The sequence below is a fragment of the Pelagibius sp. CAU 1746 genome (assembly GCF_039839785.1).
In the GTDB taxonomy this organism is placed as follows: Bacteria; Pseudomonadota; Alphaproteobacteria; order Kiloniellales; family Kiloniellaceae; genus Pelagibius.
The window spans coordinates 279,531-303,626 of sequence record NZ_JBDOQT010000001.1 but is presented as its reverse complement, the minus strand read 5'-3'; the positions used below and the strand labels follow the sequence as shown (position 1 = coordinate 303,626).

Here is a 24,096-nt window from a genome sequence, read left to right as displayed (position 1 = left end):
TCTATTCCTTTTCCAGGCGCAGGGCGGCGAAGCCGCGGCGGGCCCAGCGGGTCTGCACCAGGCCGACCACGCCGCCCGGCCAGAACAGGACGACCAGAATGAAGAACAGGCCGACGATCAGCAGCCATAGCGTGGCGAAGGAGTCCGACAGCATGGTCTGCAGATAGTTGACGACCAGGGCGCCGACAAAGGCACCGATCAGCGTGCCCCGGCCGCCGACGGCGACCCAGACCAGGACCGACGCCGACATCATCACGCCGATCAGGTCGGGGGAGATGAAGCCGATGGGAACGTAGAGCACGCCGCTGAGGCCGGCCATGCCGCAGGCGATGGTGAAGATCACCAGCTTCAGGAAAGGGACGTTGTAGCCCATGAAGGCGGCGCGCACTTCGTTCTCGCGAATGGCGCCGATGGCGCGGCCGAAGTTGCTCCGCACGAGCCAGCGGGCAAGGGCCAGGCAGACGACGCTGCTTAGGACCGCGGCGTAGTACGACACCATGGGATCGTACCAGCTGACCTCCCAGAGGCCGGGAATGCCCAGGGTCGGCGTCTGATAGCTGTAGAGCCCGTTCAGGCCGCCGGTGATGCCGCCGTTCACGATGATGATGGAATGCGCCGCCCCGGTCAGGGCCAGTGTGACGACGCCGAAGAACACTCCGGATACACGTCCGTAGAACAACAGGTAGCCAAGGCCGAGGGCCAGCAGGGCCGGCACCAGGACGCCGCCGATGACCGCAAGGTAAGTGGCCCCCGGCAGCGCCACGAACTTCAGGATGATCCCCATGGAGTAGGCGCCGGTGCCGAAGAATATGGCGTGGCCGAAGTTCACGATCCCCGAGTAGCCCCAAATGAGGTCGAGGCTGAGGGCGAAGATGCCGAACACCAGGAACTTCGCGAGCAGGCCCGACTGGTAGTCGCTGGCGAAGAGAGGGAAGGCCAGGAGAAACAGCAGCACGAGGCTGGCCGCTGCGCGCTGGACCTTCGATAAACGTTGGGTCTGGGTCATGGTCAGCGCCGCCCCCCGGTGATGCCTTGCGGCCGGATGCGGATCAGCACGATGGCGAAGAGCACCACCAGGATCTGCGCCACCACCGGCCTGAGGAAGAAGGAAAGGGTTGCTTCGGCGCCGCCGATCGCCACGCCGCCGGCGATCGCCCCATAGAGGTGTCCGATGCCGCCAACGATGACGACCAGGAAGGCGCGCGAGAGATACTCCAGGCCCATCTCCGGATTCACGACGATCAGCGGGCTCATGATCGCGCCGGCGAAGCCGACCATGGCGGCTGCGATGGCGAAGGCCCAGAGATCGGTCTGCGCAGTGTTCACGCCCAGGGAGGCGGCGGTCGTGCGATCCGCGATGACCATGCGGATGCGCAGGCCGAAGTCGCTGCGGAAGTACAGCAGGAAGGTGCCAGCCAGTACGGCGCAGGTCACCACGATGATGAACAGGCGATAGGTCGGGTAGCTGATGCCGAAGATATCCGTGCTGCCGGTGATGATCGACCCGGACATCATCTGCCCGGAGCCATAGATTAGGCGCATGATCTGGCGAATGACGATGGAAAGCCCCCAGGTGGCCAGCAAGGTGTCCAGCGGGCGGCGGTAGAGCGGGCGGATGATCGTCTGCTGGGCGGCGATGCCGACCAGGCCGACAACCAGCGGCGCGGCGGCGATACCCCACCAGGGTGAGACGCCCAGGCTGGAGGCGGTGGCGACGCAGTAAGCGCCGAGCATGAAAAACTCGCCGTGCGCGAGGTTGATCACGCCGAGCATGCCGAAAATGACGGCCAGGCCCAAGGAGACGAGAATGAGAATGGTGGCGATACTCAGCCCGTTGAGGAGCTGAATGACGAGGGAGTCCATAGGTGCCTCGGTAAAGCAGTCTTAAGTGTCGCGCGCCGCGGGAGGATCGATGCCTCCCGCGGCGCGTCGCAGGCAGCCAATTATACCGAGCAATCGGTGTCCGCGGCGACCTTGCCGAAGTCTTTCAGAATATCGAATCCGCCGTCGGCGCGGACTTCGGCGATGATCTGATGCAGGGCGGCATGATTGCTCTTGCCGTCAATCGAGATTTCACCCTGGGGAGCCTGGAAGCTGACGCTGCCGAGAGCGTCGACGGTCTTCTCGATGTCCAGGGTACCGGCCTTCTCAGCCGCCAGCTTCCACACGTAGACGCTGTCGTAGAGGGCCTCGCCCATGTTGTTGAGCACCGCATCCTGGCCGAAGCGTTGCTTGAAGGCGCCGACGAAGGCGCGGTTGACCGGGTTGTCCTGCTCCATCAGATAGGAAACCGAGCAGTGCATGCCCTTGCGCAGTTCCGGCTCGAAGGCCGGGGTGTACATCTCGTCCATCAGCGTCGCGGCGACGGCGATGTCGTCGAAGCCGAAGTCGTAGAACTGCTTCAGGCAGGCGACGAGGCCGTTGCCCCCGATGAAGGGGAAGAACACGTCGGGCTTGGACTGCTTGACCCGCTGGATGATCGACGACCAGTCGCTCTGGTCGAAGGGCACGAATTCCTTGCCGACCAGTTTGCCGCCGTGCTTGGCGAGCAGCTTTTCGATGTAGGCGATGGAAACCTGGGGCCAGTTGTAGTCCTGTCCGACGCAATAGATGTTGGGGCCGAATTTTTCCATCAGGAAGGGAATGAAGAAATCCAGCTGCTGGTTGGGAATGGCGCCCATCGAAACGAAGTAGCGCCCGCAGGAGGTCGAGCTTTCCCAATATGTCGGGTAGAAGTAGGGCACCCGATAGCGTTCGGCTATGTTGGCGGCCAAGGCCGCGCGCACGCTGGAATAGACCACGCCGAACAGCGCCTTCACCCCGTCCCGCTGCACCAGCTTGTTGCCCTTCTGGATGACCGCGTCCGTGCTGGTGGCGTCGTCCTCGGAAATCATCTCCAGCTGGCGCCCTAGAACGCCGCCGCTCTCGTTGATCTGCTCCACGGCCAGGGTCATGCACTGCTGCATCATCGGGCCCCAGATCGAGCCCGGGCCGGTGAGGTGGAAGAGACCGCCCAGCTTCACCGGCTCTTCGCCGCGTGCCGAGATGATCCAGGGGCCGCCCATGACGGACCCGGCGACGGCGGTACCGCCGACGATCCGGCCGAATTGACGCCGCGAAAGACTGTTCTTCTTACTGCCCATTGATTCTGCCTCCTGTTTAGTCAGTTCGATAGTGTTTGAGTTGCCTGATCTCGTTCGCGCGCTCGCCCGCGTCGGTCATTGCGGATGGTGGTTGGGAGTCGCGGACAAGGCGTCGGCGTCAGCGGGCCAGTCCGGACAGAAACTGCTCAACGGTCCTGATGAATGCCTCGGGGTGTGAGAGCATGTAGAGATGGGCCGCTTCCGGTTCCTCGTGATAGAGGGCCCCCGGAATGGCATGAGCCAGCTCGCGCCCAAGGATGGGAGTCGCCAGGATGTCCTCGGCGCCGGTGACGACAAGGCTGGGGGCGGCGACCGCGCCGAGGCGGCCGGTCACGTCGAAGGTGCGGCAGAAGTCGAGCTGGCGAACGTAGCCGACGGGATCGGGGGGAGAGTCGCGAAAGGCTTTTTCAATGCGTGCGATCGTTTCGGCGTCGCGGCGGAAACTGCGCGGCGAGAAGAGGAACATCAGCGCCAGCGAGAAATGGGCCTCCATGCCCAGTTCCCCGATCAGCTTGCTGCGGACCTGCCACATGCGTTCCGTCCAACCGTCGGACGCCGCATAGCTGGACGCCAGGACCATGGAACGCAGGCGCTCCGGGTGACGCAGCGCGAACTCCTGAGCGATCATCCCGCCGAAGGAAATTCCGATCACATCCGCCGCTTCGACATCCGCATCGTCCATCACCGCGGCGAGATCGCCGGCGAGCATCGCGCCGTCGTAGGGCTGGTCGGGTTTGTCGCTCTGCCCGGCGCCGCGCGGGTCGACCGTAATCACCCGGTGGGAGCGGGACAGGATCTCGCTGATCTGCGAGAGCTGGCGGGCGCTGCCGCCGAGTCCGGGAATCAGAACCAGAGGCTCCCCGCCGCCTTCGACGGAGTAGTGAAGTCGACAACCGTTACTTGAGGCGAAGGCCATGGAGAAGCTCTGTCCGATAAGTTGGAGGCCGCGCATCCGGCAGCCACGAGTTGTGACCGGAACTTCGCCTCGTCGACCTGTTGTTTGGCATTGAATTTGGCCACTTTTCCAGTCGACCTGCTCGCCAGTCCAGGGTCAGGCTAGCTCAACGATGCGATCTGACAAGAGCAATATATAGACGGTAGGGTTGCTTAAATTAGAACGCGTGCCCGGCGCCGGAAGCAGCCGGATCGGCGCTGCGTTTGGGCGGATCGGGTTAGGAAATGGTGATCGGCGCGCTGCCGCCGTTGACCAAGGTCTGCCATAGGCTCAAGGCGGTCAACATGGAGGTCTTCGGGTTGGAGGGCGATGCCTTGCCCGCGACTTCAAGCCGAATGCGCCCGAAGGCGCCGTGAAATTCCAGCTCGTGCACATTGGCCTCCGCGTGTGGGTCGGCGACCAGCGTGACGCGTGTCTTCTCGAAGCCGACCCCCGCGAGCGCGACGGTCGCGGCGACATTGGCGTTCTTGGGATAGTCGCGCGCGGCGTCCCGCGCGTTGCCTTCGAAGAAGGTTTCCGCCTTCGTCAGCGCGGCAAGGTCGAGCAGGGTTTCCGCCGGCGTGCCGCTCCAGGCCTTGGCGGGCTTTCGCCCGCGATAGACGACCTCGAAGAGCTCCGCGCCCAGGGCCGCGGTGAGGCCGTCCATCCCGGCGATGGCGCCGGAAGGAATCATGATGCGGCCCCGATGCCGCTTGACGCTGGCGCGCATCCTCGCCTCGAATTCGCGATCGGCGAAGGCGCCCGCCGAAACCGCGACCAGGTCGCAGCCCGCCGCGAGAATCTCCTCACCGTACTGCGCCAGAGCTTGTTGACCGGCGCATTCGACGACGATGTCGGGGCTCAGTTTCAGCAGATCGGCGACCCTGTCCACGGCCCGATAACGGCCCGCGAGGATGTCGCCGGCGGCCGGAAGGCGGCCTTGACGCACCATCACTCCGACGCATTCCAGGCTGTTTTCCCCGGCCGTGTCGAACTTCTGAAGGATGGTTTGCGCAATGCCGCCGAGACCGATCACTGCGATACGCTTGGCGCCGGCTTTCTCTGGGCGTGGAGCTTCGGAAAGAGTCATGAGCGTCGTCCGGAAGGGGGATGTCGGCGGGAGGCGGGGGAGGGGCCGTCGACGCGACGGCTGCCGGAACCGCCCTGACGAGGGGCGGATCCTAGGGCAGCCGGATGGGGCAGGGCAAGGCAGTTCGCGAACTGCGGCCGGTTCGGCGCGGCGGCGCTGGCGCCGAGTTCCGATCGGGGTGGACTTTGCCCGTTCCGCCGGGACGCTTCCCGTCGCGCCGCGCTGCCAGCCTTGTCGCAGCTAGCCGTCGCCGTCCATGGCGTCTTTGAGGTCCGGTGCCCAATAGGCGATGACCGATTTGATGTGCTGCCGCATCGTCTCGGCGGCCTCGTCGGCGCGCCCGCCGGCAATCGCCTCGAAGATGGCCCGGTGCTGTTCGCGGCCCGGCCCCCTGCCATGCTCGTTGGCGGCGGTCGCTCCGGCGCGATGGGCGTTCCCGAAGGTGAAGCGATGCATATGCAGGCAGCACCGGCGGAGGATCGGTTCGAGCGCGTGCATGCCGGAGGCGCGGAAAATCGCCAGGTGGAACTCCCGGTCGAGGTCGCTCTTGGCATAGGAGTCCAAGCGGTCTTCGGCGGCTTCGAGTTCCTGGAGCAGGGCGGCGATCTCATCCAGCTTCGCAGGGTCGGCGATCGGCGTCGCCACCTTGATCCCCGTCGTCTCGATTTCGATGCGGATCTGGGCCATCTGGGCGGCCTCGGCCGCCGAGGTGTCGGAGACGGCCGTCCCCTGATACCCCCGCCTCGTCACCAGGCCGTCCTGCTCAAGACGCATCAGCGCCTCGCGCACCGGCCCCTGGCTGCAGCCCATGGCGCCGCCGATCTGCTGTTCGATGAGGGCGTCGCCGGTCTTCAACTCGCGCAGCAGTATCGCGCGCTTGAGGGCGTGATAGACCGCGTTGCCTTTCCGCTGCCGGTTCAGCCTCCAAGGGCTCTCGCCGAGTATCTGTGCGATCTCAGTCACGTATTGACAGGAATCCAGAGCTGTCTAAGATTATTAATATTGATAATAATAACGCGTCGAATTGGGCGCGGCAAGCCTCGCTCTACATGACGCTTGGCGATACGGGAGACGGGTTTTCAGATGCAGCAAGGCTGGCGCCTGGCGGTCGACGGTGGCCGTGTCGCGCAGTGGGATGTCACCGGCCCGGCGGGTCCGGAGGGCTGCGTCCGGCGCCGGCGGCGGTGGGCGCTGCGATCTTCGGGTGGACCGAAGCATGTCCTCTGACGCTGCGCCGAACCCTGCCGCTCTGCTGGCGGTCGAGGGCCTGACGCTGCGCGTCAAGGGCGCCGCTGCCACTATCGTCGACGGCGTTTCCTTTGCCGTCGCGCCGGGGGAGACCCTCTGCATCGTGGGGGAGAGCGGCTGCGGAAAATCGATGACCGCGCTGTCTGTCATGGGGCTGCTGCCCATGCCGCCGATCGAGCTGGTTGCCGGCCGGGCGGTGTTCGATGGCCAGGACCTGCTGCGCCTGGCGCCGCGGCAGATGAGCGAGATTCGGGGCGACCGCATCTCGATGATCTTTCAGGAGCCGATGACCTCGCTGAACCCGGTCTACCGTATCGGCGACCAGATCGCCGAGGTCGTGCTGCGCCACCGCGCCGTTTCGCGCAGCGCGGCGCGGGCCAGGGCGCTGGAGATGTTGGAGCGCGCGCGGATTCCCGCGGCCGCACAGCGCCTCGACGAGTATCCGCATCAACTCTCCGGCGGCATGCGACAGCGGGTGATGATCGCCATGGCCCTGGCCAACGACCCGGCTCTGCTGATCGCCGACGAGCCGACCACGGCCTTGGACGTCACCATCCAGGCGCAGATCCTGGACCTGATCCGCAACCTGCAGCGCGAGAGCGGCACGGCGCTGATCATGATCACCCACGACCTGGGGGTGGTGGCTGAAATCGCCAACCGCGTCGCCGTGATGTATGCCGGCCATATCGTGGAGCAGGGTCCGGTCGACGCCATCTTCGACGATCCCCAGCACCCCTACACCATCGGGCTGATGAACTCCGTGCCCTCGCTGGGCGGGCGGCGCGGCCGCTTGACCACGATCCCCGGCATGGTTCCGCTGATGGACGCCATGCCGGCGGGCTGCCGCTTCGCGCCGCGGTGTCCCTTCGCCACCCCGGTCTGCAGCGAGGCGGCGCCGGCGCTGCGGAACATCGCGAGCGGGCACGGCGTCGCCTGCGTTCACGCACCCCTGGAAGCCGCTTTCGCGGAGGCGGCGTCATGAGCGGCGGGACCCCGGAGGCCGGCATCATCCTGGAGACCCGTGAGGTCAGCCGCCACTTCGGCGGCAAGGCGACCTGGTTCGGGGAGAAACGCGTCGTGCGGGCCGTCGATGGCGTCACCCTTGCCATCCGGCGCGGCGAAACTCTGGCCGTGGTGGGAGAAAGCGGCTGCGGAAAGTCGACCCTGGCGCGGCTGCTGGTGCGGCTGATCCGCCCGACCGCCGGCCAGGTGCTGTACCAGGACCGCGATATCGGTTCGCTTTCCGAGGCGGAAATGCGCGGCCTGCGCCGGGACCTGCAGTTCGTCTTTCAGGACCCCTTTTCCTCCCTGAACCCGCGTATGACGGTGGGCGCCCTCATCGAGGAACCCTTGCGCGTTCATGGACTGGGAACCAAGGCCGAGCGTCGCCGGCGCGTCGGCGAGCTGCTGCGGCGCGTCGGTCTTAGCCCGGATTTCGCGGGGCGCTACCCGCATGAGTTCTCCGGCGGCCAGCGCCAGCGCATCGGCATCGCCCGGGCGCTGGCCAGCGGCCCCAAGGTGCTGATCGGCGACGAGCCGGTCTCGGCGCTGGACGTTTCGATCCAGGCACAGGTCATCAACCTTCTCGAGGATCTGAAGGAAGAATTCGACCTGACCCTGATCCTCATCGCCCATGACCTGGCCGTGATCCGTCACATGAGCGATCGCGTGGCCGTCATGTATCTTGGCGAGATCGTCGAGTTGGCCGAGACCGACGCCCTCTACGCCCAACCACTGCATCCCTACACCCAAGCGCTGATGCGGGCGATCCCGGTGCCGTCGCCGGAAGGACGCGCCATGGAAGCGGGCCTGGCCGGCGACGTGCCCTCGCCCCTCGCGCCGCCGCCGGGCTGCCGTTTCCATACGCGTTGCCCCTTGGCGACGCCGCTCTGCGCCGAGCGCAAGCCTGCCCTGGCCGACACCGGCGCCGGCCGCTTCGTATCCTGCCACCACTGGCAGGAGGCGGCGAAGGCGGCCCCGGCGCCGCGCCTGGAGGCGCCCCGCTCGGCCGCCACCGAGCGGCGTTTTCAGTTGTATCGGGAGAGAAGTGAACAACAAGAAAGGCTTCGGTCAGCCGCGGCTGCCGGGTCGCAATCACTCAGAGGAGAACCGCAGAATGCATAAGTACCTTTTTGCTGCGCTGCTCGCCGGCAGCGCCCTGGCCTCACCCCTTGCGGCAGGCTCCGTCCTGGCCGCAGACCTGCGTATCGGCCTGCAGGAAGACCCGGACGTGCTCGACCCCGATCAGTCGCGCACCTTCGTCGGCCGCATCGTCTATGCTTCGCTGTGCGACAAGCTGGTCGACATCACGCCCGACCTGGAGATCGTTCCGCAACTCGCCGCGGGCTGGTCGTGGTCGGGTGACGGCAAGACGCTCACCATGGACCTGCGCGAGGGCGTCACCTTCCATGACGGGACGCCCTTCAATGCCGAAGCGGTGGTCGCCAATATCGACCGCTCCAAGAACCTGCCGGAGAGCCGCCGCAAGAGCGAGGTGAAGTCGATTCAGAGCGTCGCCGCGACCGGCCCCTATCAGGTGCAGTTCACCCTGGCGCAGCCGGATGCGACCCTGATCGCCCAGCTCGCCGACCGGGCCGGCATGATGCTCTCGCCCACCGCCACGGCGGCGGCCGGCGCCGACTTCGGCAACAACCCGGTCTGCTCCGGCCCCTTCAAGTTCGTCGAGCGCGTGCAGCAGGACCGTATCGTTCTGGAGAAGTTCGCCGACTACTGGAACGCCGCGGCGATCCACTTCGACAAGGTGACCTTCCTGCCGATCCCGGACACCACGGTGCGCCTCGCCAATCTGCGCGCCGGCGATCTCGACATGCTGGAGCGTCTCGCCGCCACCGATGCGGCTTCCGTGAAGAAGGACGGCAGCCTGCAGTACGCCGAGGCGGTCAGCCTGGGCTATCAGGGCATCACCGTGAACATCGGCAATGGCGATCGCGCGAACAATCCCTTCGGCCAGGATGCGCGGCTGCGCCGGGCCTTCGAGCTCTCCATCGACCGTGAGGCCCTCAACCAGGTGGTCTTCGAAGGCGCCTTCGCCGCCGGCAATCAGTCCTTTCCGTCGAACAGCCCCTGGTACAACCGGGAGGTATCGATCCCGGCGCGCGACATAGAGAAAGCCAAGGCGCTGATGAAAGAGGCCGGGTACGAGACGCTCGACCTTGAAGTTCAGGTCGCCAACAATCCGGTGCAGACCCAGGTCATGCAGGTGGTTCAGGCCATGGCCGCCGAGGCCGGCTTCAACGTCAAGCTGAAGTCCATGGAGTTCGCCAGCCTGCTCTCCGATCAGTCGGCCGGCAACTACCAGGCCAGCCAGATCGGCTGGTCGGGCCGTGTCGACCCGGACGGCAATATCCACCAGTTCATGACCTGCAAGGGCGGCATCAACGACTCGAAGTACTGCAATCCGGAGGTCGACAAGCTGCTGGACGCCGCGCGCACCAGCACCGACAACGCCGAGCGTAAGTCGAACTACGACGCGGCCCGGAAGATCCTCGCGCAGGATCTGCCGATCATCTACCTCTACCACCAGACCTGGATCTGGGCCCTGGACAACAAGGTCGAGGGTTTCGTCGCCTATCCCGACGGAATGATCCGTCTGGAGAACGTAAAGTTCAAATCGTAACCCGGCAGGGGCCCGGCATCCGCCGGGCCCCGCCCATTGCACGTCGATCGAGCCATGCTGTCCTACATCGTCAGACGCTTCGCCATCGCGGTACCGACCTTGATTCTGGTGTCGGTCTTCGTCTTCTCCCTGCAGAAGCTGCTGCCGGGCGATCCCGCGTTGATCATGGCGGGCGAGGAACGGGATCCTGCTTCGATCGAGTACATCCGCGAGAAATTCCATCTCAATGAGCCCATCGTGGCGCAGTACGCCTACTGGGTTCAGGACGCCCTGCAAGGCGACCTCGGCGTCTCGCTGCGCACCAGCCAGCCGGTGCTTGACCTGATCGGCGACAAGCTGCCGGTCACCATCCAGCTCGCCGCCATGGCGCTCTTCATCGCCTTCGCCATCGGCGTGCCGGCCGGCATCCTGTCGGCGGTGAAGAAAGGCACGGTGATCGACTACGCCGCCAATGTCGTGGCGCTCTCCGGCCTCTCCATTCCCAATTTCTGGCTCGGCATCATGCTGATACTTCTGGTCTCGGTACAGCTCGGCTGGCTGCCGGCCTCGGGCTACGAATCGCCTTTCGTCGATCCGCTGCGCTCCCTGGAGACCATGATCATGCCGGCCTTCGTGCTGGGCACCGGCCTGGCGGCAACCTTGATGCGCCACACCCGTTCGGCCATGCTGGGCGTCTTGAAGGCCGATTATGTGCGCACGGCCAGGGCGAAGGGCGTGCGAGAGCTGCCGGTTATCGTCAAGCACGCCTTCCGCAATGCCCTGCTGCCGGTGGTGACCTTGAGCGCGCTGCTGTTCGGCGAACTGCTGGGGGGCGCGGTTCTGACCGAGCAGATCTTCACCATCCCCGGTTTCGGCAAGCTGATCGTCGACGCCGTCTTCACCCGCGACTACGCGGTCGTCCAGGGGGTGGTGCTCTGCGCCGCGGCGGGCGTCATCCTGGTCAATCTGGTGGCCGATGTCCTCTACTTCGTCGTCAACCCGCGCATGAGGGAGTCGCTATGAGCGCCGCCAGCGAAACCGCAGGGCCGGCAGCCCTGCGCTACCGGACCGGCAGCCGCGCCTGGCGGAAACTGCGCGCTCACCGCAGTGCGCTGATCGGCGCCGTCATCGTGACCTTCTTCGTCGTCGTCGCGCTGCTGGCGCCGCTGTTGCCGATCGCGGACCCCGCGGCGACGAGCTGGTCGGCGGTGCGCAAGCCGCCTTCTCCGGAATACCTCATGGGTACGGACGAAATCGGCCGCGACATCTTCTCGCGCATGATCTGGGGCGCCCGCGCCTCGCTCATCGCCGGCGTCATTTCCGTCTTGCTTGCGGTGGCGCTGGGCGTGCCCTTCGGACTCGTCGCCGGCTACTTCGGCGGCTGGATCGATCAGGCGATCTCCCGCGTCACCGACGCCCTGCTGGCCATGCCTTTCCTGATCATGGCCGTTGCCCTGGCGGCCTTCCTCGGGCCCAGTCTCACCAACGCGATGATCGCCATCGGCCTTTCGGCCATGCCGATCTTCGTGCGCCTTACGCGCGGGCAGGTGCTGAGCGTGAAGACCGAAGACTATGTCGAAGGCGCGCGCGCCATCGGCCTCAGCCATCCCGCCATCATGTTGCGCTATATCCTGCCCAACGTCTTCGCACCGGTACTGGTACAGGCGACGCTGACCATTGCCACGGCGATCATCCTGGAGGCCGCCCTGTCCTTCCTCGGCCTCGGACAGCAGCCGCCGGCACCGAGCTGGGGCTCCATGCTGAACGTGGCGAAGAATTTTCTGACCCAGGCTCCCTGGATGGCCTGGTGGCCGGGCGCGGCGATCTTTCTCGTGGTGCTGGGTTTCAATCTTCTGGGCGATGGCCTGCGCGACGCTCTCGACCCGCGGGAGGCCTGATCCGGGCTCTGTCCGGCTATTCTCGAACTTGCTTTTTCTTAGGATGTGAAATGTCTGATTTTACCACGCGGCCGGAGATTGCCGGCACCTTCGGCGTCGTCGCCTCGACCCACTGGATCGCCTCCGCGGTCGGAATGCGCATCCTGGAGCGCGGCGGCAACGCCTTCGATGCCGCCGTGGCCACCGGTTTCGCGCTGCAGATCGTCGAGCCGCACCTCAACGGCCCCGGTGGCGACATGCCGGCGATCGTCTACAGCGTGGCCAGGGACAAGGTCGAGGTTATCTGCGGCCAGGGTCCGGCGCCCGCGGCGGCCACTCTCGACCGCTATCGTGCGGAGGGGCTGGATCTCATTCCCGGTTCCGGCTTACTGGCCACGGTGGTCCCCGGCGCCTTCGACGCCTGGATGCTGATGCTGCGCGACTACGGCAGCATGAGCCTGCGCGACGTGCTGGAGCCGGCGATCCACTATGCCGAGCACGGCCACCCGCTGCTGCCGCGTGTCGCGGAAACCATCGCCGGCCTTGCCGATTTCTTCCGCGCCGAGTGGCCCAGCTCGGCGGCGGCCTGGCTGCCGGGCGGCGCGGCGCCGGCGGCGCACAGCCTGTTCCGCAATCCGGTGCTGGCGGAGACCTGGAAACGCCTGCTGCGCGAGGCGGAGAGCGCTTCCGGCCGCGAGGCCCAGATCCAGAAGGCGCGCGATACCTTCTACCGCGGCTTCATCGCCGAGGCGGTGGACGGTTTCTTCCGTACGGCCGAACTGAAGGATGGGCATCAGCTCGAAGGGAGGCACGGCGGCGTTCTGGCCGGCGACGACTTGGCCGCCTACAGCGCCAGCGTCGAGGCGCCGCAGACCTATGACTACCACGGCTGGACGCTCTGCAAGACGGGCCCCTGGGGGCAGGGGCCGGTATTGCTGCAGGCCTTGGCGCTGCTGAAGGGGTTCGACCTAGCCGCGCTCGACCCGGCGGGGCCCGAGTTCATCCATCTGGTGGTCGAGGCGATGAAGCTGGCTTATGCCGACCGCGAGATCTACTACGGCGATCCTGCCTTCGCGGAAGTGCCGATGGCGCAACTGTTGTCGGACGACTACAACGATCAACGGCGCGGTCTCATCTCCGAGCGCGCCTCGCTCGAGCTGCGCCCCGGGGCCTTGCCGGGTTACGAGGACCAGCTTGCCCGAACCATGGCGGTGATCGAGGCCGCCGGCATCTCGCAGACCGGCGTCTACGAGCCGACCATGGCGCACCTCGCGGAGAAGCCAGAGGTCGAGGCGCCGGGCGATACGGTCCACATCGACGTCATCGACCGTTGGGGCAACATGGTCTCGACCACGCCCTCGGGCGGCTGGCTGCAATCCTCGCCCACGATCCCGGGGCTCGGCTTCCAGATGAACTCGCGTGCCCAGATGTTCTGGCTGACCGAGGGGCTGCCGACCTCCCTGGCTCCCGGCAAGCGCCCGCGGACCACACTGACGCCCAGCCTCGCCCTTTTCGAAGGGCGTCCGGCCTTCGTTTTCGGCACGCCGGGCGGAGATCAGCAGGACCAGTGGCAACTGCCCTTCTTCCTGCGCGTCGTCCACCACGGGCTGAACCTGCAGGAGGCCATCGATCTGCCGCTGTTCCACACCACCCACTTCCCGGCCTCGTTCTATCCGCGCCAACGTCAACCGGGTCATATCATGATCGAGGAGACGGTCGGCCCGTCGGCACTTGAGGCCCTGCGCCAGCGCGGTCATTCCGTGGAGGAAGCCGAGCCCTGGTCCGTCGGCCGCCTCACCGGTGCCCGCCGCGAGGCCGACGGTGTGCTGAAGGCCGCGGCGACGCCGCGGCTCATGCAGGCCTATGCCGTGGGCCGCTAGGCGGAGAGAAAGGAGACTGCGATGACCTATTCCATCGTCGCCCGCGATGCCGGGACGGGAGCCTATGGCGTTGCCGTGGCCAGCCGCTTTTTCGCCGTCGGCGCCCTGGTGCCGCATCTGCGCGGCGGTGCCGGCGCCATCGCCACCCAGGCCCTCATCAACCCGATCTACGGCGCCCGGGGAATCGATCTGCTTGCCCGGGGTCAAAGCGCCGAAGAGACCTTGCAGGCCATCACCGGAGAGGACGCCGGACGGCAGCAGCGCCAGGTCCATCTGATCGATGCGCAGGGCCGCGGCGCCGCCTTCACCGGCGATCGATGCGTCGATTGGGCCGGGCACTTGATGGCCGAGGGTGTTTCGGTGGCCGGCAACATGCTGGCGGGGCCGGAGGTGGTGGAGGCAACGCTGCGCGCCTATACGAAGAACGCGGCGCTGCCCTTCGTCGAACGCCTGCTGACGGCCATGGAAGCGGGCGAGGCGGCCGGCGGCGACCGGCGCGGCAAGCAGTCGGCGGCCTTGAAGATCGTCCGGGGCGAGGCCTATCCCTGGATCGATATTCGCGCCGACGATCATGCCGATCCCCTGCCGGAGCTGCGGCGCCTCTATGCGGTCGCGCAGGAGCGCTTTCTGCTGTTCGCCGAACTTCTGCCGACGGCGGACAATCTTTCCGGCGTGCGCGACCGCAGCGAGGTGGACCGCCGTATTGCCGATCTGGAGGCGGCGCGGCGCGCGGAGGGCCGGGCGTCGGCGTCCTTCGCCACGGGCAGTCCCGTCGCGCCTCCCAGGGGCGCCTGAACGCGATTGATTTTTTGGGTGGGGAGATCCGGTTGCGGACCCTTCGGTTCCGCTCTCTCCGGGCCCGCTGCGGGGAAGTCCCCCGCCGGGGCGATCCTTTGCCGAGAGCTCGGCGGGAGAGCGGCTGCCTGCGCCGCCGGCCTGGCGCAGGCAACCTGCTTGGTGTCATTGCTCCGCCGCTGCGCCGCGGTCCCGGCCGTTGCGGCGCGTGACCCCCGGCGTGACGCCTGGGGCCGCGGTCTCCCCCGGCCTCAGACCGCCTCGACGTGATCGGCGAGGTCGATCCAGATGGTCTTGGTCTCGGTGTACTGATTGTGGGCCTGGAACGAGTTGTCCCGGCCGCCGAAGCCTGACATCTTGAAGCCGCCGAAGGGCGTCGTGATATCGCCCTCGCCGTAGCAATTGACCGTCACGGTACCGGCCTGGATGGCCCGGGCGTAGCGATGGGCCCGCGTCACGCTGGACGTGAAGAGCGAAGCCTGCAGGCCATAGTCGGAGTCGTTGGCGAGGTTGACGGCCTCGTCCGGGGTCTCGACGGTCATGACCGAGAGCACCGGGCCGAAGATCTCGTCGGTCGCCACCGACATGCCGGCGGTCACGCCGTCGAAGATCGTCGGTGCCATGTAGACGCCTTTGCCGTCGTCGATCGGCTCTCCGCCGACGACGACCTCGGCGCCTTCCTTCTTGCCGGCCTCGACGAAACCCATGACCCGGTCGAGATGCTCCTTGGTGACCATGGCGCCGAGATGATTTTGAGGGTCGAGAGGGTAGCCTGTCTTCCACTCCCGGGCGCGCGCGACGATCTTGGCCATCAGTTCGTCCTTGATGCCGCGCTGGACGATGAGCCGGGAGTTGGCCGTGCAGTTCTCGCCCATGTTCCAGAACACCGCGTGCGTCACCTGCTGCGCGACGTAATCGAGGTTCTCGGCGTCATCGAGGACGATGGAAGGGCTCTTGCCGCCGAGTTCCAGAACGATCCGCTTCAGGTTGCTCTGGGCGGAGTATTCCAGGAACTTGCGGCCGATCTCCGTGGACCCGGTGAAGGAGATGGCGTTGACGTCGCGGTGCAGGCCGAGCGCCTGTCCGGCCGTGTGCCCGTAGCCCGTGACCACGTTGAGCACGCCGGGAGGGACGCCGGCCTCGAGCGCCAGTTCGGCCAGCCGCAGGGCCGTCATGTTGGTCTGCTCGGCGGGCTTGACGACGATGCTGTTGCCCGCCGCCAGGGCCGGGCCGAGCTTCCAGGACAGCGTCCCCAGCGGAAAATTCCAGGGAACCACGCAGCCCACCACGCCGATCGGTTCGCGAACGATCATGCCGACGGCGTCGCTGCCCGAGGGCGAAAGCTCGTCGTAGATCTTGTCGGCGGTCTCGGCGTGCCACTTGAGGGTGTGGATGGTGTCGGGCAGGTCTCCGCCGACGCAGTCGGAGATCGGCTTGCCGCTTTCGACGCTTTCGAGAACGGCCAGCTCCCTCTCGTGCCGCGTCAGCAGCTTGCAGAGCCGTATCATGATCTCCTTGCGCTCTGCGGGGTGCAGGCGCGACCAGTCGCCGCGCTCGAAGGCTTCGCGCGCCTTGGTCACAGCGAAATCGACATCCTCGGCCTCGCAGGCGGCGATCTCGGCGATGACCTCGCCGGTCGCCGGGTTGACCGTGGGCATGACGGAGCCGCTCTTGGCCGGCATGAACTTGCCGTCGACGAAGGCCTGCGTGGGCCACTTGATGGTATTGGCGATGGATTGATAGTCGTCGCGGGTCAGGAGTTCGGACATCTCTTCCTCTTCGGTTTCCGGATGGGAGTCGTGACGGTGGATCAGGCGGCCTTGGCCTTCCGGCCGGAACCGTCAGCGAGAATCTGGGCGACACCGGTCCGCGCGGTCTCCATGACCTGGCGCATGCGCCGCTTGAGCTCCTTTTCGAGGGGGCGCAGGGGCTGGCGGGCGCCGCCCGCGGGCAGCCCTTGCAGTTCGCAGCCGTACTTGACGCACTGGATGAACTTTCCGCCGCGTTCCAGGGTGCTCATGGTCGGCAGCAGGGCGGACATGATCCGGCGGCCTTTGACGAAATCGCCCTCCTCGACGCAAACCCGATACAGCGCGATGGTTTCGTCGATCAGGCAATTGGCGGCGGCGCAGACCCAGCTCTGGGCGCCCCAGGCGAAGAACTCGAGGGCCTGGTCGTCGGCGCCGCAACTCAACTGAAGGTGCTGGAAATCGCGCGCCAGCAGATGCAGCCGGTCGATCTCCCCGCTGCTCTCCTTGATCGCCTGAACGTTGCGGCTGCGGCCGACGCGGGACAGGAACTCCTCGCCCATCATCGCGCCGGTGCGGCCGGGGTAGTTGTAGAGCATGATCGGCAGGTCGGCGGTGTGATCGATCTCCAGGACGTGGCTTGCCAGCTCCCGATCGGTGGGCTGGGAGTAGGGCGGCGCCGCCACGAGCAAGCCGTCGGCTCCGGCATCCCGCGCCGCGCGGGCGTAGGCCGCCGCGCCCGCGGTCGTCATGTCATTGACGCCGGCCAGCCAGGGGACACGCGTGCCGATGATGTCCGAGGCCCAGGCGAACTGCTGCAGGCGCTCCTCCTTGGAGAGCGCGTAGACCTCGCCGGTCGTGCCGCCCACGATCAGCCCATGGACGCCGCGGCTGATCAGATGGTCGACCATCTGAGCCCACTGATCCCGGTTCAGCGAAAGATCCGGGTTGAAGGGTGTGATCACGGGGACGTAGATGCCTCGAAACTGCATGGCTTTGCTCCTAACAGGGCGAACCGACCTCCGAGCTGTCGTCTTCGGTACGGCTTTTCAGATGGTTATCGAACGGACAGCCACTCCGGCGTGCCGTTCTTTCCCGCGGCGCTGCGATTCATGAAGAAGATGGCCAGGAGAACCAGCCCGAGCGACACGAGCCCGATGGCCGTGAAGATCGCATTCACGCTTGGCGTGAAGCCGAACCGCATCTGGTTCCAGACGTAAACCGGCAGGGTCGGCTCGATTCCGGTCAGGAACAGCGATACGATCACCTCGTCGACCGAGAGCGTGAAGCCCAGCAGGCCGCCGCCGATCACGGCGGACCGTATCATCGGGAAGAGAACGTAGCGGAAGGTCTGGACGTAGTTCGCGCCGAGATCCATGGAGGCCTGCACGTAGGACGGATCCAAACGCTTGAGGCGCGACAGCACGATCAGCATCATCACCGGCATGACGAAAGTCGAGTGCCCGACGACGACCCGTGGAATGCCGGGCTCGATGCCGACGAACTGGCAGGCGATGACCATGGAAATGCCGAGTACGATCCCGGGGATGGCGACCGGCATGGCGAGCAGGCCCTGGATCGCGCCGGCCCAGCGAATGCGCAGGTAGGCGAACAGCATGGCGAAGCCGACCCCGGCGACCAGGGCCACGCCGACGGTGATGCCGGCGACCAGCAGGGTGCGCTGAAAGGCTTCGATCAGACCGCTGTCGCCAATCAGCTCGACATACCACCGCATCGTGAACCCGCCGAGCGGCATGGCTTGAATCTCGGAGTCGTTGAAGGAAAAGACGCCGATGATCAGGAGCGGCAGGTAGAGGTAGACATAGGGCAGCAGGAGGAGAACCTTGGCGCCGAGGCTCTTGACGAGGCCGCCGAGGCTACGGTCCGGCTGCCGGGGAGGGGCGCCCGCGCCGGCATCGACATCCTGCAGGATGCCTCTTCCCCGCGAGAAATAGGTGACAGCGAGCAAGACCAGAGAGACCGCCATCATCAGCACGATCGCCATCGCCGATCCATAGGGCCAGTTTCCGGCCAGGCCGAACTGGGAGGCGACGACCATCCCGACCATGGTGCCGTCGAGGCCGCCGACCATGGTCGGTGTCAGGTAGTCGCCGACGGCCAGCAGGAAGGCCAGGCAGAAGCCGATCGCGACGCCCTGCTTCGAGAGCGGCCATACGACATGCAGCAGGGTCCGGAACGGCGTCGCTCCGTTGTCGTAGGAGGCTTCCAGCAGGCTGTTGGGGACGCGCTCCAGTGCGGTGTAGGCGGAAATGAAGACGTAGGGGATCGCCATGTAGGTCAAGGCCAGGATGACGGCGAAGCGCGTATAGAGAAAAGCGTCGCTGGGAGCGTCGAGGAGTCCGAGGTTGACGAGGAAGGAGTTCAGGACGCCGTTTTCACCCAGTATGATCCGCCAGGCGAAGGCCCGGATGAGGAGGCTGACCCAGAGCGGGATGACGACCAGCATGACCGCCAGAAGCTTGTAGCGGCCGAGATGCCGGCTGACATAGTAGGCCAGGGGGTAGGCGACCAGCGTCGCGAGGGATGCCGCCGCAAGCGCCGTCAGGATGGTCCGCAGGATCAGCAGCCGGACCGTGTCGGAACCGAGCGCGCGTGCGTAGTTGGCGAGGGAGAATTCATAGACCAGCACGCCGCCGGAGGAAGACAGGAAGCTGGTGGCGAACAGCAGGATGTTCGGCGCGATGACGAGCGCGGCGAGCCAGAAGTATAGCGGTGCGGCCGGCAAACGGCGCAACACGCCGGCGGCGGGGCGGGCCGGCGCCGGGCGCACCGTTTCCTTGGCCGCCGCCTCAGTCATCAAGCAGGACCAGGTCCGAGGCGTTCATGCCGATCTTCACTTTCTCGCCACGCTTGAAGATGCCGTCCCGCTTCGAGCGTGCGAGCGCGGTCAGCTTGAGATCGAGCGCCGAAAGCACGTACTCGACATTGCTGCCGAGGAACAGCACGTCCTCGACGACCCCGTCGATCACGGCGTCGGCCTCCAAAGGCGCCTGTGCGGCGGCCAGTGCAATCGCTTCATAGCGGAGCGCGATCCGGCGTTGGCCCTCCGCCGTTCCGGCCGGAGACGGCAGCGCGGCGGCGCCAAAGCTGATCGTGCCGCCGGCGATCGTGGATTGGATGATGTTCGCCTGGCCGATGAAATCGGCGACGAAGGAATTGTGCGGGGCGTAGTAGACGTCCCAAGGGGTCCCGATCTGCTCGACCCGTCCCTCGCTCATCACGGCGAGGCGGTCGGACATGGACAGGGCCTCACCCTGATCGTGGGTCACGTAGACGAAGGTGATGCCGAGATCGCGCTGAAGGTTGACCAGTACGACCTGCATCTGCTGGCGGAGCTTGAGGTCGAGCGCGCCGAGCGGCTCGTCGAGCAGCAGCACTTTCGGCCGCCCGACGATCGCGCGCGCGAGAGCAATGCGCTGGCGCTGCCCGCCGGAGAGCATGTGCGGCAAACGGTCCTCGTAGCCGTTCATGCTGACCAGTTCCAGCGCTTCGCCGACTTTTTGGGCGGCGCGGCCGCCGCTCTCTTTCGCCATCTTCAGCGGATAGGCGACGTTCTGCTGCACGGTCATGTGCGGGAACAGCGCGTAACTCTGAAAGACCGTGTTCACGTTGCGCCTGTAGGGCGGCTTCCGGGTAACGTCGGCGCCGCTGATTTCGACGCTGCCGCTGTCCGGCATCTCGAATCCGGCGATCAGCCGGAGCGTGGTGGTTTTCCCGGACCCGCTGGGCCCGAGCAACGAGAAGAACTCTCCTGCGCCGATATCGAGGTCGGTCGGCATCAGTGCCGGGGGCGAATCGGGAGAGTAGCTGCGGGAAACCCCGCGGAGCCGAACGATCGGCTCCGCGGGTGCCCGACCCTCAATCTTCGAGAGTTCGTCCAAGGTCACTTTCCCCTCAGAGGGTGCCGGCTTTGAAATCGTTCCAGACCTCGAGCCTGCGGTCGATATCTTCGGGCGGCTGGAACACGACCATCTTGTCCCAGAAGCCATCCTGAGCCTGGTCTGCGATATTCGTTTTCTTGATGACCTCTCCGGACAGGCCGGCGCCCTCTGCGACCTCCGCGGACAGAACGCCGTTGTTGAGCGAAAACTCCGTCATGCGGACCTGCCATTCGGGGGTCAGGTTCGCGTCGATGAAGGAGTAGACCTCCGGGCGGTTGCCCTGTTCGGTCACGACGGAACAGTCGATCCAGGTTGGCGTGCCTTCGTCGGGGAACGAGTAGGCGAAGGGCAGCCCCTTGGCCTGCAGGTCGTTGACGATGGCGATGTTCTGGCAGTATCCGATCACCGCCTCGCCGGAAGCATAGATGTTGGTCGCGTCGTCGAAGCCGCGGGCGATGGTGCGGACCTGAGGGCGAAGCGCCTTGAGCGCCTTGCGCACTTCTTCGAATTCCTTGTCCGACATGTTGAACGGATCGGCGGCCCCGACATAGAGCGCGATCATCGGGATGGTGATGTAGGCATCGTCAAACATGTTGACCTTGCCTTTGTACTTCTTGTCCCAAAGCGCGGCCCAGGTTAGGGGCTCGCCGTCGGTGGCGCGCTTGTCGTACATCAGCGGCTGGGTGCCCCAGTTATAGGGAATGCCCCACAGCTTGCCGCCGACCGTGCATTTTTCTTCCCACCCCATCGTCTTGCTGACGTTCTTGCGATTGGGAACCTGCGCCGCGTCGAAGGGTGCGATCAGCCCGGCGTCGATGTAGCGTGGGAAGGAGCCGGTATCGAAGTACAGGACATCCGCCTTCACCGAGCCGGAGCGGGTCTGTGCATACATCTCGTCAACCGAACCGGTGTTGACGACGTTGACCTTGACGCCGGAGGCCTGCTGATAGGCCTGGACCCAGTCGGGCTCGTGGTAGGTCTCCCAGGTAAACAGAGTGACCTCGCTCGCGGCCATCGACTTGCCGCCGGACAACGCGCCGAAACTCAGGGCCAGGGCGCTGCCCGCCCCCAGTTGCAAGGCCCGGCGCCGGCTGATTGCGCCCCGGGCCCAGGCGGGATCAGTTTTTTGGATCGTCATTCGTTGTACCTCCGTTGTTCAACCTCTTCGAGGGTCCGATTCAGTTCGGATCAGCTCCTAGGATGGCGCGGGTGCGCTCGTGCGAGATTGCTTTTAATTATTTGTTATTGCTTGATTTTCTCATGGGGCATTTGATTTTCTTGACAACAGTATACAAACTGTATTTTATTTTACAATGATCTTTTATCCAAAAGACCACGCTTGGGCGCCATCGATCCTGCAATCGCCGGTGTATACTGGGTTAACCCCGGTTGAACCTCGCCCAGGAGCAAATCGATGACGACGGCGCTGGAACGAAAGGCTGGCAAAGCCCCCACGACGAAGACGAAGTCGCGGGGCGGCAGCGCACAGCGGGTGTACGAAGTGCTCAGGAAGGAGATCCTCGAGCTCGAGCTCCAGCCTGGCGCGCTGCTGGAGGAAGCCACGCTCGGGGCCCGCTTCGGTATGTCGCGCGTGCCCGTACGCGAAGCGCTGATCCGCCTGTCGTCGGAAGGCCTGGTGACCACGCTTCCCAACAAGAACACGCTCGTCTCGCCGCTGAACCTGGAAGGCTTTCCGGAGTACATCGACGCGTTGGACGTGATCCAGCGGATCACGACCCGCTTGGCCGCGGTGTGTCGAACAGAGGAAGACCTCGACCGGATCAGGCGCCGCCAGGACGAGTTCGAGGCGGCGATCGCGGGCCGCGACGTGCTGGCGATGATCGAGGCGAACCGCAATTTTCATATCGCCATCGCCAATGCCGGCAAGAATCGGTATTTCACCGATTACCTGACCCGGCTGCTGGACGAGGGGCGTCGAATCCAGCGTATCTACTTCAGGTCCTTCGACGATTGGCTGCCGCCGGAATTCAACGACGAGCACGTGCAGATCCTCAATGCGATCGAAGACCGGAATGCCGACCTGGCCGAAAAGCGCGCCCACGAGCACGCCGGTCAGGTCAGCGACCGATTCCTGAGCTGTCTCGGCGTCCGCCGAACGGCCGATTTCAAAGTTTCTTCTTCCAGCTCCGATTGACGTGGCGCCGCGACCCTGCCGCGGGGTCGCAGAGCCAGGCCGGTCCGGAGTTTCGGAGGAATCCGAAGACCGGAGGCCGGCGTTGTCACGTCAAGAGACATTCGATTACGTTGTTGTGGGTGCGGGCTCGGCGGGCTGCGTCATGGCCGCGCGCCTTTCGGAGGTGCCGAGCAACAGGGTTCTGCTGATCGAGGCCGGGGGAAGCGACCGCAGCCCGATGGTCCAAATGCCGGCCGCGCTCGCCCTGCCGCTGCACAGCAAGACGTTGAACTGGGCGTTCGAGAGCGAGCCGGAGCCCGGCCTGAACGGCCAGCGGATCGACCAGCCCCGGGGCCGCTGCCTGGGCGGGTCCTCCTCCATCAACGGTATGGTCTTCGTGCGCGGCAATCGCCGCGACTTCGATCGCTGGGCCTTGTCGGGGCTGACGGATTGGTCCTACGACAAATGTCTCCCCTACTTCAGGAAAATGGAGAGCTTCGACGGCGGCGACGATGCCTACAGAGGCAGAAGCGGCCCCCTGGCGGTGTCCCGGGCCAAGGCGGAAAACCCGCTCTACCAGGCATTCCTGGAGGCGGGTCAACAGGCGGGCGAGCCGCTGAACGACGACCCCAACGGCGCCGAGCAGGAGGGAGTCAATGTCGCCCAAAGCACGACTTTCCGGGGGCGCCGAAGCAGCACCTCCAACGCCTATCTGCGCGGAGCCCGCGGGCGGCCCAACCTCGAGATACGCACCAACGCCCTGGTGACAGGCCTCGAAACGTCCGGGAACCGTGTCACCGGCGTGAAGCTGTCGAAGAACGGCGCGCAGAGCCGTGTCGAGGCGGCGCGCGAAGTCATCCTCTGCGCGGGCGCTTTCGGGTCTCCGCAGCTGATGATGCTTTCCGGGATCGGCCCCCGGGACCATCTGAGGCAGCACGATATCGAGGTCAAGCTGGACCTGCCCGGGGTCGGCCAGTCGCTCCAGGATCATCTGGTCGTTTTCATTCAGCACCACATTCGCAAACCGGTCTCGCCGGCCAGTCAGCTAGGTCCGTTCGGCCGCTATATGGTCGCCGCGCGGTGGCTGCTGACGAAGGGCGGGTTGGGCGCCACCAACCACTTCGAGGTCGGCGGCTTCATCAAGAGCAGTCCGGAGGTGGACTACGTCAACATGCAGTATGAATTCCTGCCCATGCTCGGAGAATTCCATCAGGGCAGCCCCTCCGTCATGCACGGCTTTCAGTATTTCATGAGCCTGATGCGCCCCGAAAGCACGGGCTCGGTTTCGCTTCGGTCGCGCGACCCCGCAGCCAAGCCGGTCATCCGTTTCAACTTCCTCAGTCATCAGAGCGAGGTTCGCCAGCTTATCGACGGCATCCGGCGGACCCGCGAGGTGATCCGTCAGCCGGCCTGGGACGAACTGCGCGGCGACGAGACCGGGCCGGGCGCCGGCGCGGCCAGCGACTCCGAGATCGAGGCCTGGATACGGGCCTCCGGCTACAGCGGCTATCACGCCTCCTGCACCTGCCGGATGGGGGCGGACGACCTCGCCGTCACCGACGCCGAAGGCCGGGTGCACGGCATGGAGGGGCTGCGCGTCGCCGACGCCTCCATCTTCCCGAGGATCATTACCGGCAACACCAATGCGCCAACCATCATGGCCGCCGAGAAGATCGCAGACGCCATTCGCGGCGAGACGGTGCGATCTGCCTGACAGAAACGGAAAGCG

20 protein-coding genes are annotated in these 24,096 nt (G+C 65.7%); 9 read left to right on the top strand and 11 right to left on the bottom strand.

Going from position 1 to position 24,096, the window contains the following annotated elements:
* Nucleotide 1 precedes the first annotated feature (1 nt).
* From AAFN88_RS01365 to AAFN88_RS01340, 6 genes are all read right to left on the bottom strand, one after another.
* On the bottom strand, nucleotides 2-1,006 hold the full coding sequence (locus tag AAFN88_RS01365) for a hypothetical protein (RefSeq protein WP_347517709.1): 1,005 nt from the start codon (nucleotides 1,004-1,006) through the stop codon (nucleotides 2-4).
* Between the two features lie 2 nt (nucleotides 1,007-1,008).
* Nucleotides 1,009-1,863: a hypothetical protein gene (locus AAFN88_RS01360; protein ID WP_347517708.1), complete on the bottom strand. Its 855-nt coding sequence runs from the start codon at nucleotides 1,861-1,863 to the stop codon at nucleotides 1,009-1,011.
* A gap of 80 nt (nucleotides 1,864-1,943) precedes the next feature.
* Nucleotides 1,944-3,143: a substrate-binding protein gene (locus AAFN88_RS01355; protein ID WP_347517707.1), complete on the bottom strand. Its 1,200-nt coding sequence runs from the start codon at nucleotides 3,141-3,143 to the stop codon at nucleotides 1,944-1,946.
* A gap of 118 nt (nucleotides 3,144-3,261) precedes the next feature.
* Nucleotides 3,262-4,059, bottom strand: coding sequence for an alpha/beta hydrolase (locus AAFN88_RS01350; protein WP_347517706.1), 798 nt, complete (start codon nucleotides 4,057-4,059; stop codon nucleotides 3,262-3,264).
* A gap of 256 nt (nucleotides 4,060-4,315) precedes the next feature.
* The gene (locus tag AAFN88_RS01345) at nucleotides 4,316-5,113 is read right to left on the bottom strand and encodes an aspartate dehydrogenase (RefSeq protein ID WP_347517705.1); all 798 of its coding nucleotides are present in this window, start codon (nucleotides 5,111-5,113) and stop codon (nucleotides 4,316-4,318) included.
* Nucleotides 5,114-5,407: 294 nt separating this feature from the next.
* The gene (locus AAFN88_RS01340) at nucleotides 5,408-6,130 is read right to left on the bottom strand and encodes a GntR family transcriptional regulator (protein WP_347517704.1); all 723 of its coding nucleotides are present in this window, start codon (nucleotides 6,128-6,130) and stop codon (nucleotides 5,408-5,410) included.
* 253 nt (nucleotides 6,131-6,383) lie between these two features.
* Between AAFN88_RS01340 and AAFN88_RS01335 the strand changes: the two genes are divergently transcribed.
* From AAFN88_RS01335 to AAFN88_RS01305, 7 genes are read left to right on the top strand one after another with little or no spacing between them, the layout of a single operon-like run.
* Nucleotides 6,384-7,397, top strand: coding sequence for an ABC transporter ATP-binding protein (locus AAFN88_RS01335; protein WP_347517703.1), 1,014 nt, complete (start codon nucleotides 6,384-6,386; stop codon nucleotides 7,395-7,397).
* Nucleotides 7,394-8,539, top strand: a complete 1,146-nt coding sequence (locus AAFN88_RS01330; RefSeq protein ID WP_347517702.1) for an oligopeptide/dipeptide ABC transporter ATP-binding protein — start codon at nucleotides 7,394-7,396, stop codon at nucleotides 8,537-8,539. Before AAFN88_RS01335 ends, AAFN88_RS01330 begins: the two co-directional genes overlap by 4 nt.
* Nucleotides 8,532-10,052: an ABC transporter substrate-binding protein gene (locus tag AAFN88_RS01325; protein ID WP_347517701.1), complete on the top strand. Its 1,521-nt coding sequence runs from the start codon at nucleotides 8,532-8,534 to the stop codon at nucleotides 10,050-10,052. The genes AAFN88_RS01330 and AAFN88_RS01325 overlap by 8 nt, the downstream gene beginning before the upstream one ends.
* A 36-nt stretch (nucleotides 10,053-10,088) precedes the next feature.
* The gene (locus tag AAFN88_RS01320) at nucleotides 10,089-11,054 is read left to right on the top strand and encodes an ABC transporter permease (protein WP_347517700.1); all 966 of its coding nucleotides are present in this window, start codon (nucleotides 10,089-10,091) and stop codon (nucleotides 11,052-11,054) included.
* A complete protein-coding gene (locus tag AAFN88_RS01315) occupies nucleotides 11,051-11,929 on the top strand; it encodes an ABC transporter permease (protein ID WP_347517699.1) in 879 nt (292 codons plus the stop codon). Before AAFN88_RS01320 ends, AAFN88_RS01315 begins: the two co-directional genes overlap by 4 nt.
* Nucleotides 11,930-11,979: 50 nt before the next feature.
* Nucleotides 11,980-13,788, top strand: coding sequence for a gamma-glutamyltransferase family protein (locus AAFN88_RS01310; RefSeq protein WP_347517698.1), 1,809 nt, complete (start codon nucleotides 11,980-11,982; stop codon nucleotides 13,786-13,788).
* 21 nt (nucleotides 13,789-13,809) lie between these two features.
* Nucleotides 13,810-14,583, top strand: coding sequence for a DUF1028 domain-containing protein (locus AAFN88_RS01305; protein ID WP_347517697.1), 774 nt, complete (start codon nucleotides 13,810-13,812; stop codon nucleotides 14,581-14,583).
* 251 nt (nucleotides 14,584-14,834) lie between these two features.
* Here AAFN88_RS01305 and AAFN88_RS01300 read toward each other — a convergent pair whose 3' ends face one another.
* The 5 genes from AAFN88_RS01300 to AAFN88_RS01280 all read right to left on the bottom strand — a co-directional run bounded on the left by AAFN88_RS01300 (nucleotide 14,835) and on the right by AAFN88_RS01280 (nucleotide 21,371).
* Nucleotides 14,835-16,352, bottom strand: coding sequence for an aldehyde dehydrogenase (locus AAFN88_RS01300; protein ID WP_347517696.1), 1,518 nt, complete (start codon nucleotides 16,350-16,352; stop codon nucleotides 14,835-14,837).
* A gap of 41 nt (nucleotides 16,353-16,393) precedes the next feature.
* Nucleotides 16,394-17,323 (bottom strand): dihydrodipicolinate synthase family protein, encoded by a 930-nt coding sequence (locus AAFN88_RS01295; protein ID WP_347517695.1) that lies wholly within the window; start codon nucleotides 17,321-17,323, stop codon nucleotides 16,394-16,396.
* A 65-nt stretch (nucleotides 17,324-17,388) separates the two neighbouring features.
* Nucleotides 17,389-19,149 (bottom strand): ABC transporter permease subunit, encoded by a 1,761-nt coding sequence (locus AAFN88_RS01290; protein ID WP_347517694.1) that lies wholly within the window; start codon nucleotides 19,147-19,149, stop codon nucleotides 17,389-17,391.
* On the bottom strand, nucleotides 19,142-20,233 hold the full coding sequence (locus AAFN88_RS01285) for an ABC transporter ATP-binding protein (RefSeq protein ID WP_347517693.1): 1,092 nt from the start codon (nucleotides 20,231-20,233) through the stop codon (nucleotides 19,142-19,144). Before AAFN88_RS01285 ends, AAFN88_RS01290 begins: the two co-directional genes overlap by 8 nt.
* 13 nt (nucleotides 20,234-20,246) lie before the next feature.
* Nucleotides 20,247-21,371: an extracellular solute-binding protein gene (locus AAFN88_RS01280; RefSeq protein WP_347517692.1), complete on the bottom strand. Its 1,125-nt coding sequence runs from the start codon at nucleotides 21,369-21,371 to the stop codon at nucleotides 20,247-20,249.
* A 276-nt stretch (nucleotides 21,372-21,647) separates the two neighbouring features.
* Between AAFN88_RS01280 and AAFN88_RS01275 the strand changes: the two genes are divergently transcribed.
* Together AAFN88_RS01275 and AAFN88_RS01270 are read left to right on the top strand one after the other, a co-directional pair.
* Nucleotides 21,648-22,388 carry a GntR family transcriptional regulator gene (locus tag AAFN88_RS01275; protein WP_347517691.1) on the top strand — a complete coding sequence of 247 codons (741 nt, stop codon included), beginning with the start codon at nucleotides 21,648-21,650 and terminating at the stop codon, nucleotides 22,386-22,388.
* A gap of 82 nt (nucleotides 22,389-22,470) precedes the next feature.
* Nucleotides 22,471-24,081: a choline dehydrogenase gene (locus AAFN88_RS01270; RefSeq protein ID WP_347517690.1), complete on the top strand. Its 1,611-nt coding sequence runs from the start codon at nucleotides 22,471-22,473 to the stop codon at nucleotides 24,079-24,081.
* Nucleotides 24,082-24,096: the final 15 nt, after the last annotated feature.

Excerpts from the sequence above, each read along its gene's own strand:
- AAFN88_RS01365 (WP_347517709.1), bottom strand. The coding sequence starts at position 1,006 with ATGACCCAGACCCAACGTTTATCGAAGGTCCAGCGCGCAGCGGCCAGC.
- AAFN88_RS01360 (WP_347517708.1), bottom strand. The coding sequence starts at position 1,863 with ATGGACTCCCTCGTCATTCAGCTCCTCAACGGGCTGAGTATCGCCACC.
- AAFN88_RS01355 (WP_347517707.1), bottom strand. The coding sequence starts at position 3,143 with ATGGGCAGTAAGAAGAACAGTCTTTCGCGGCGTCAATTCGGCCGGATC.
- AAFN88_RS01350 (WP_347517706.1), bottom strand. The coding sequence starts at position 4,059 with ATGGCCTTCGCCTCAAGTAACGGTTGTCGACTTCACTACTCCGTCGAA.
- AAFN88_RS01335 (WP_347517703.1), top strand. The coding sequence starts at position 6,384 with ATGTCCTCTGACGCTGCGCCGAACCCTGCCGCTCTGCTGGCGGTCGAG.
- AAFN88_RS01330 (WP_347517702.1), top strand. The coding sequence starts at position 7,394 with ATGAGCGGCGGGACCCCGGAGGCCGGCATCATCCTGGAGACCCGTGAG.
- AAFN88_RS01325 (WP_347517701.1), top strand. The coding sequence starts at position 8,532 with ATGCATAAGTACCTTTTTGCTGCGCTGCTCGCCGGCAGCGCCCTGGCC.
- AAFN88_RS01315 (WP_347517699.1), top strand. The coding sequence starts at position 11,051 with ATGAGCGCCGCCAGCGAAACCGCAGGGCCGGCAGCCCTGCGCTACCGG.
- AAFN88_RS01310 (WP_347517698.1), top strand. The coding sequence starts at position 11,980 with ATGTCTGATTTTACCACGCGGCCGGAGATTGCCGGCACCTTCGGCGTC.
- AAFN88_RS01305 (WP_347517697.1), top strand. The coding sequence starts at position 13,810 with ATGACCTATTCCATCGTCGCCCGCGATGCCGGGACGGGAGCCTATGGC.
- AAFN88_RS01300 (WP_347517696.1), bottom strand. The coding sequence starts at position 16,352 with ATGTCCGAACTCCTGACCCGCGACGACTATCAATCCATCGCCAATACC.
- AAFN88_RS01295 (WP_347517695.1), bottom strand. The coding sequence starts at position 17,323 with ATGCAGTTTCGAGGCATCTACGTCCCCGTGATCACACCCTTCAACCCG.
- AAFN88_RS01290 (WP_347517694.1), bottom strand. The coding sequence starts at position 19,149 with ATGACTGAGGCGGCGGCCAAGGAAACGGTGCGCCCGGCGCCGGCCCGC.
- AAFN88_RS01280 (WP_347517692.1), bottom strand. The coding sequence starts at position 21,371 with ATGACGATCCAAAAAACTGATCCCGCCTGGGCCCGGGGCGCAATCAGC.
- AAFN88_RS01275 (WP_347517691.1), top strand. The coding sequence starts at position 21,648 with ATGACGACGGCGCTGGAACGAAAGGCTGGCAAAGCCCCCACGACGAAG.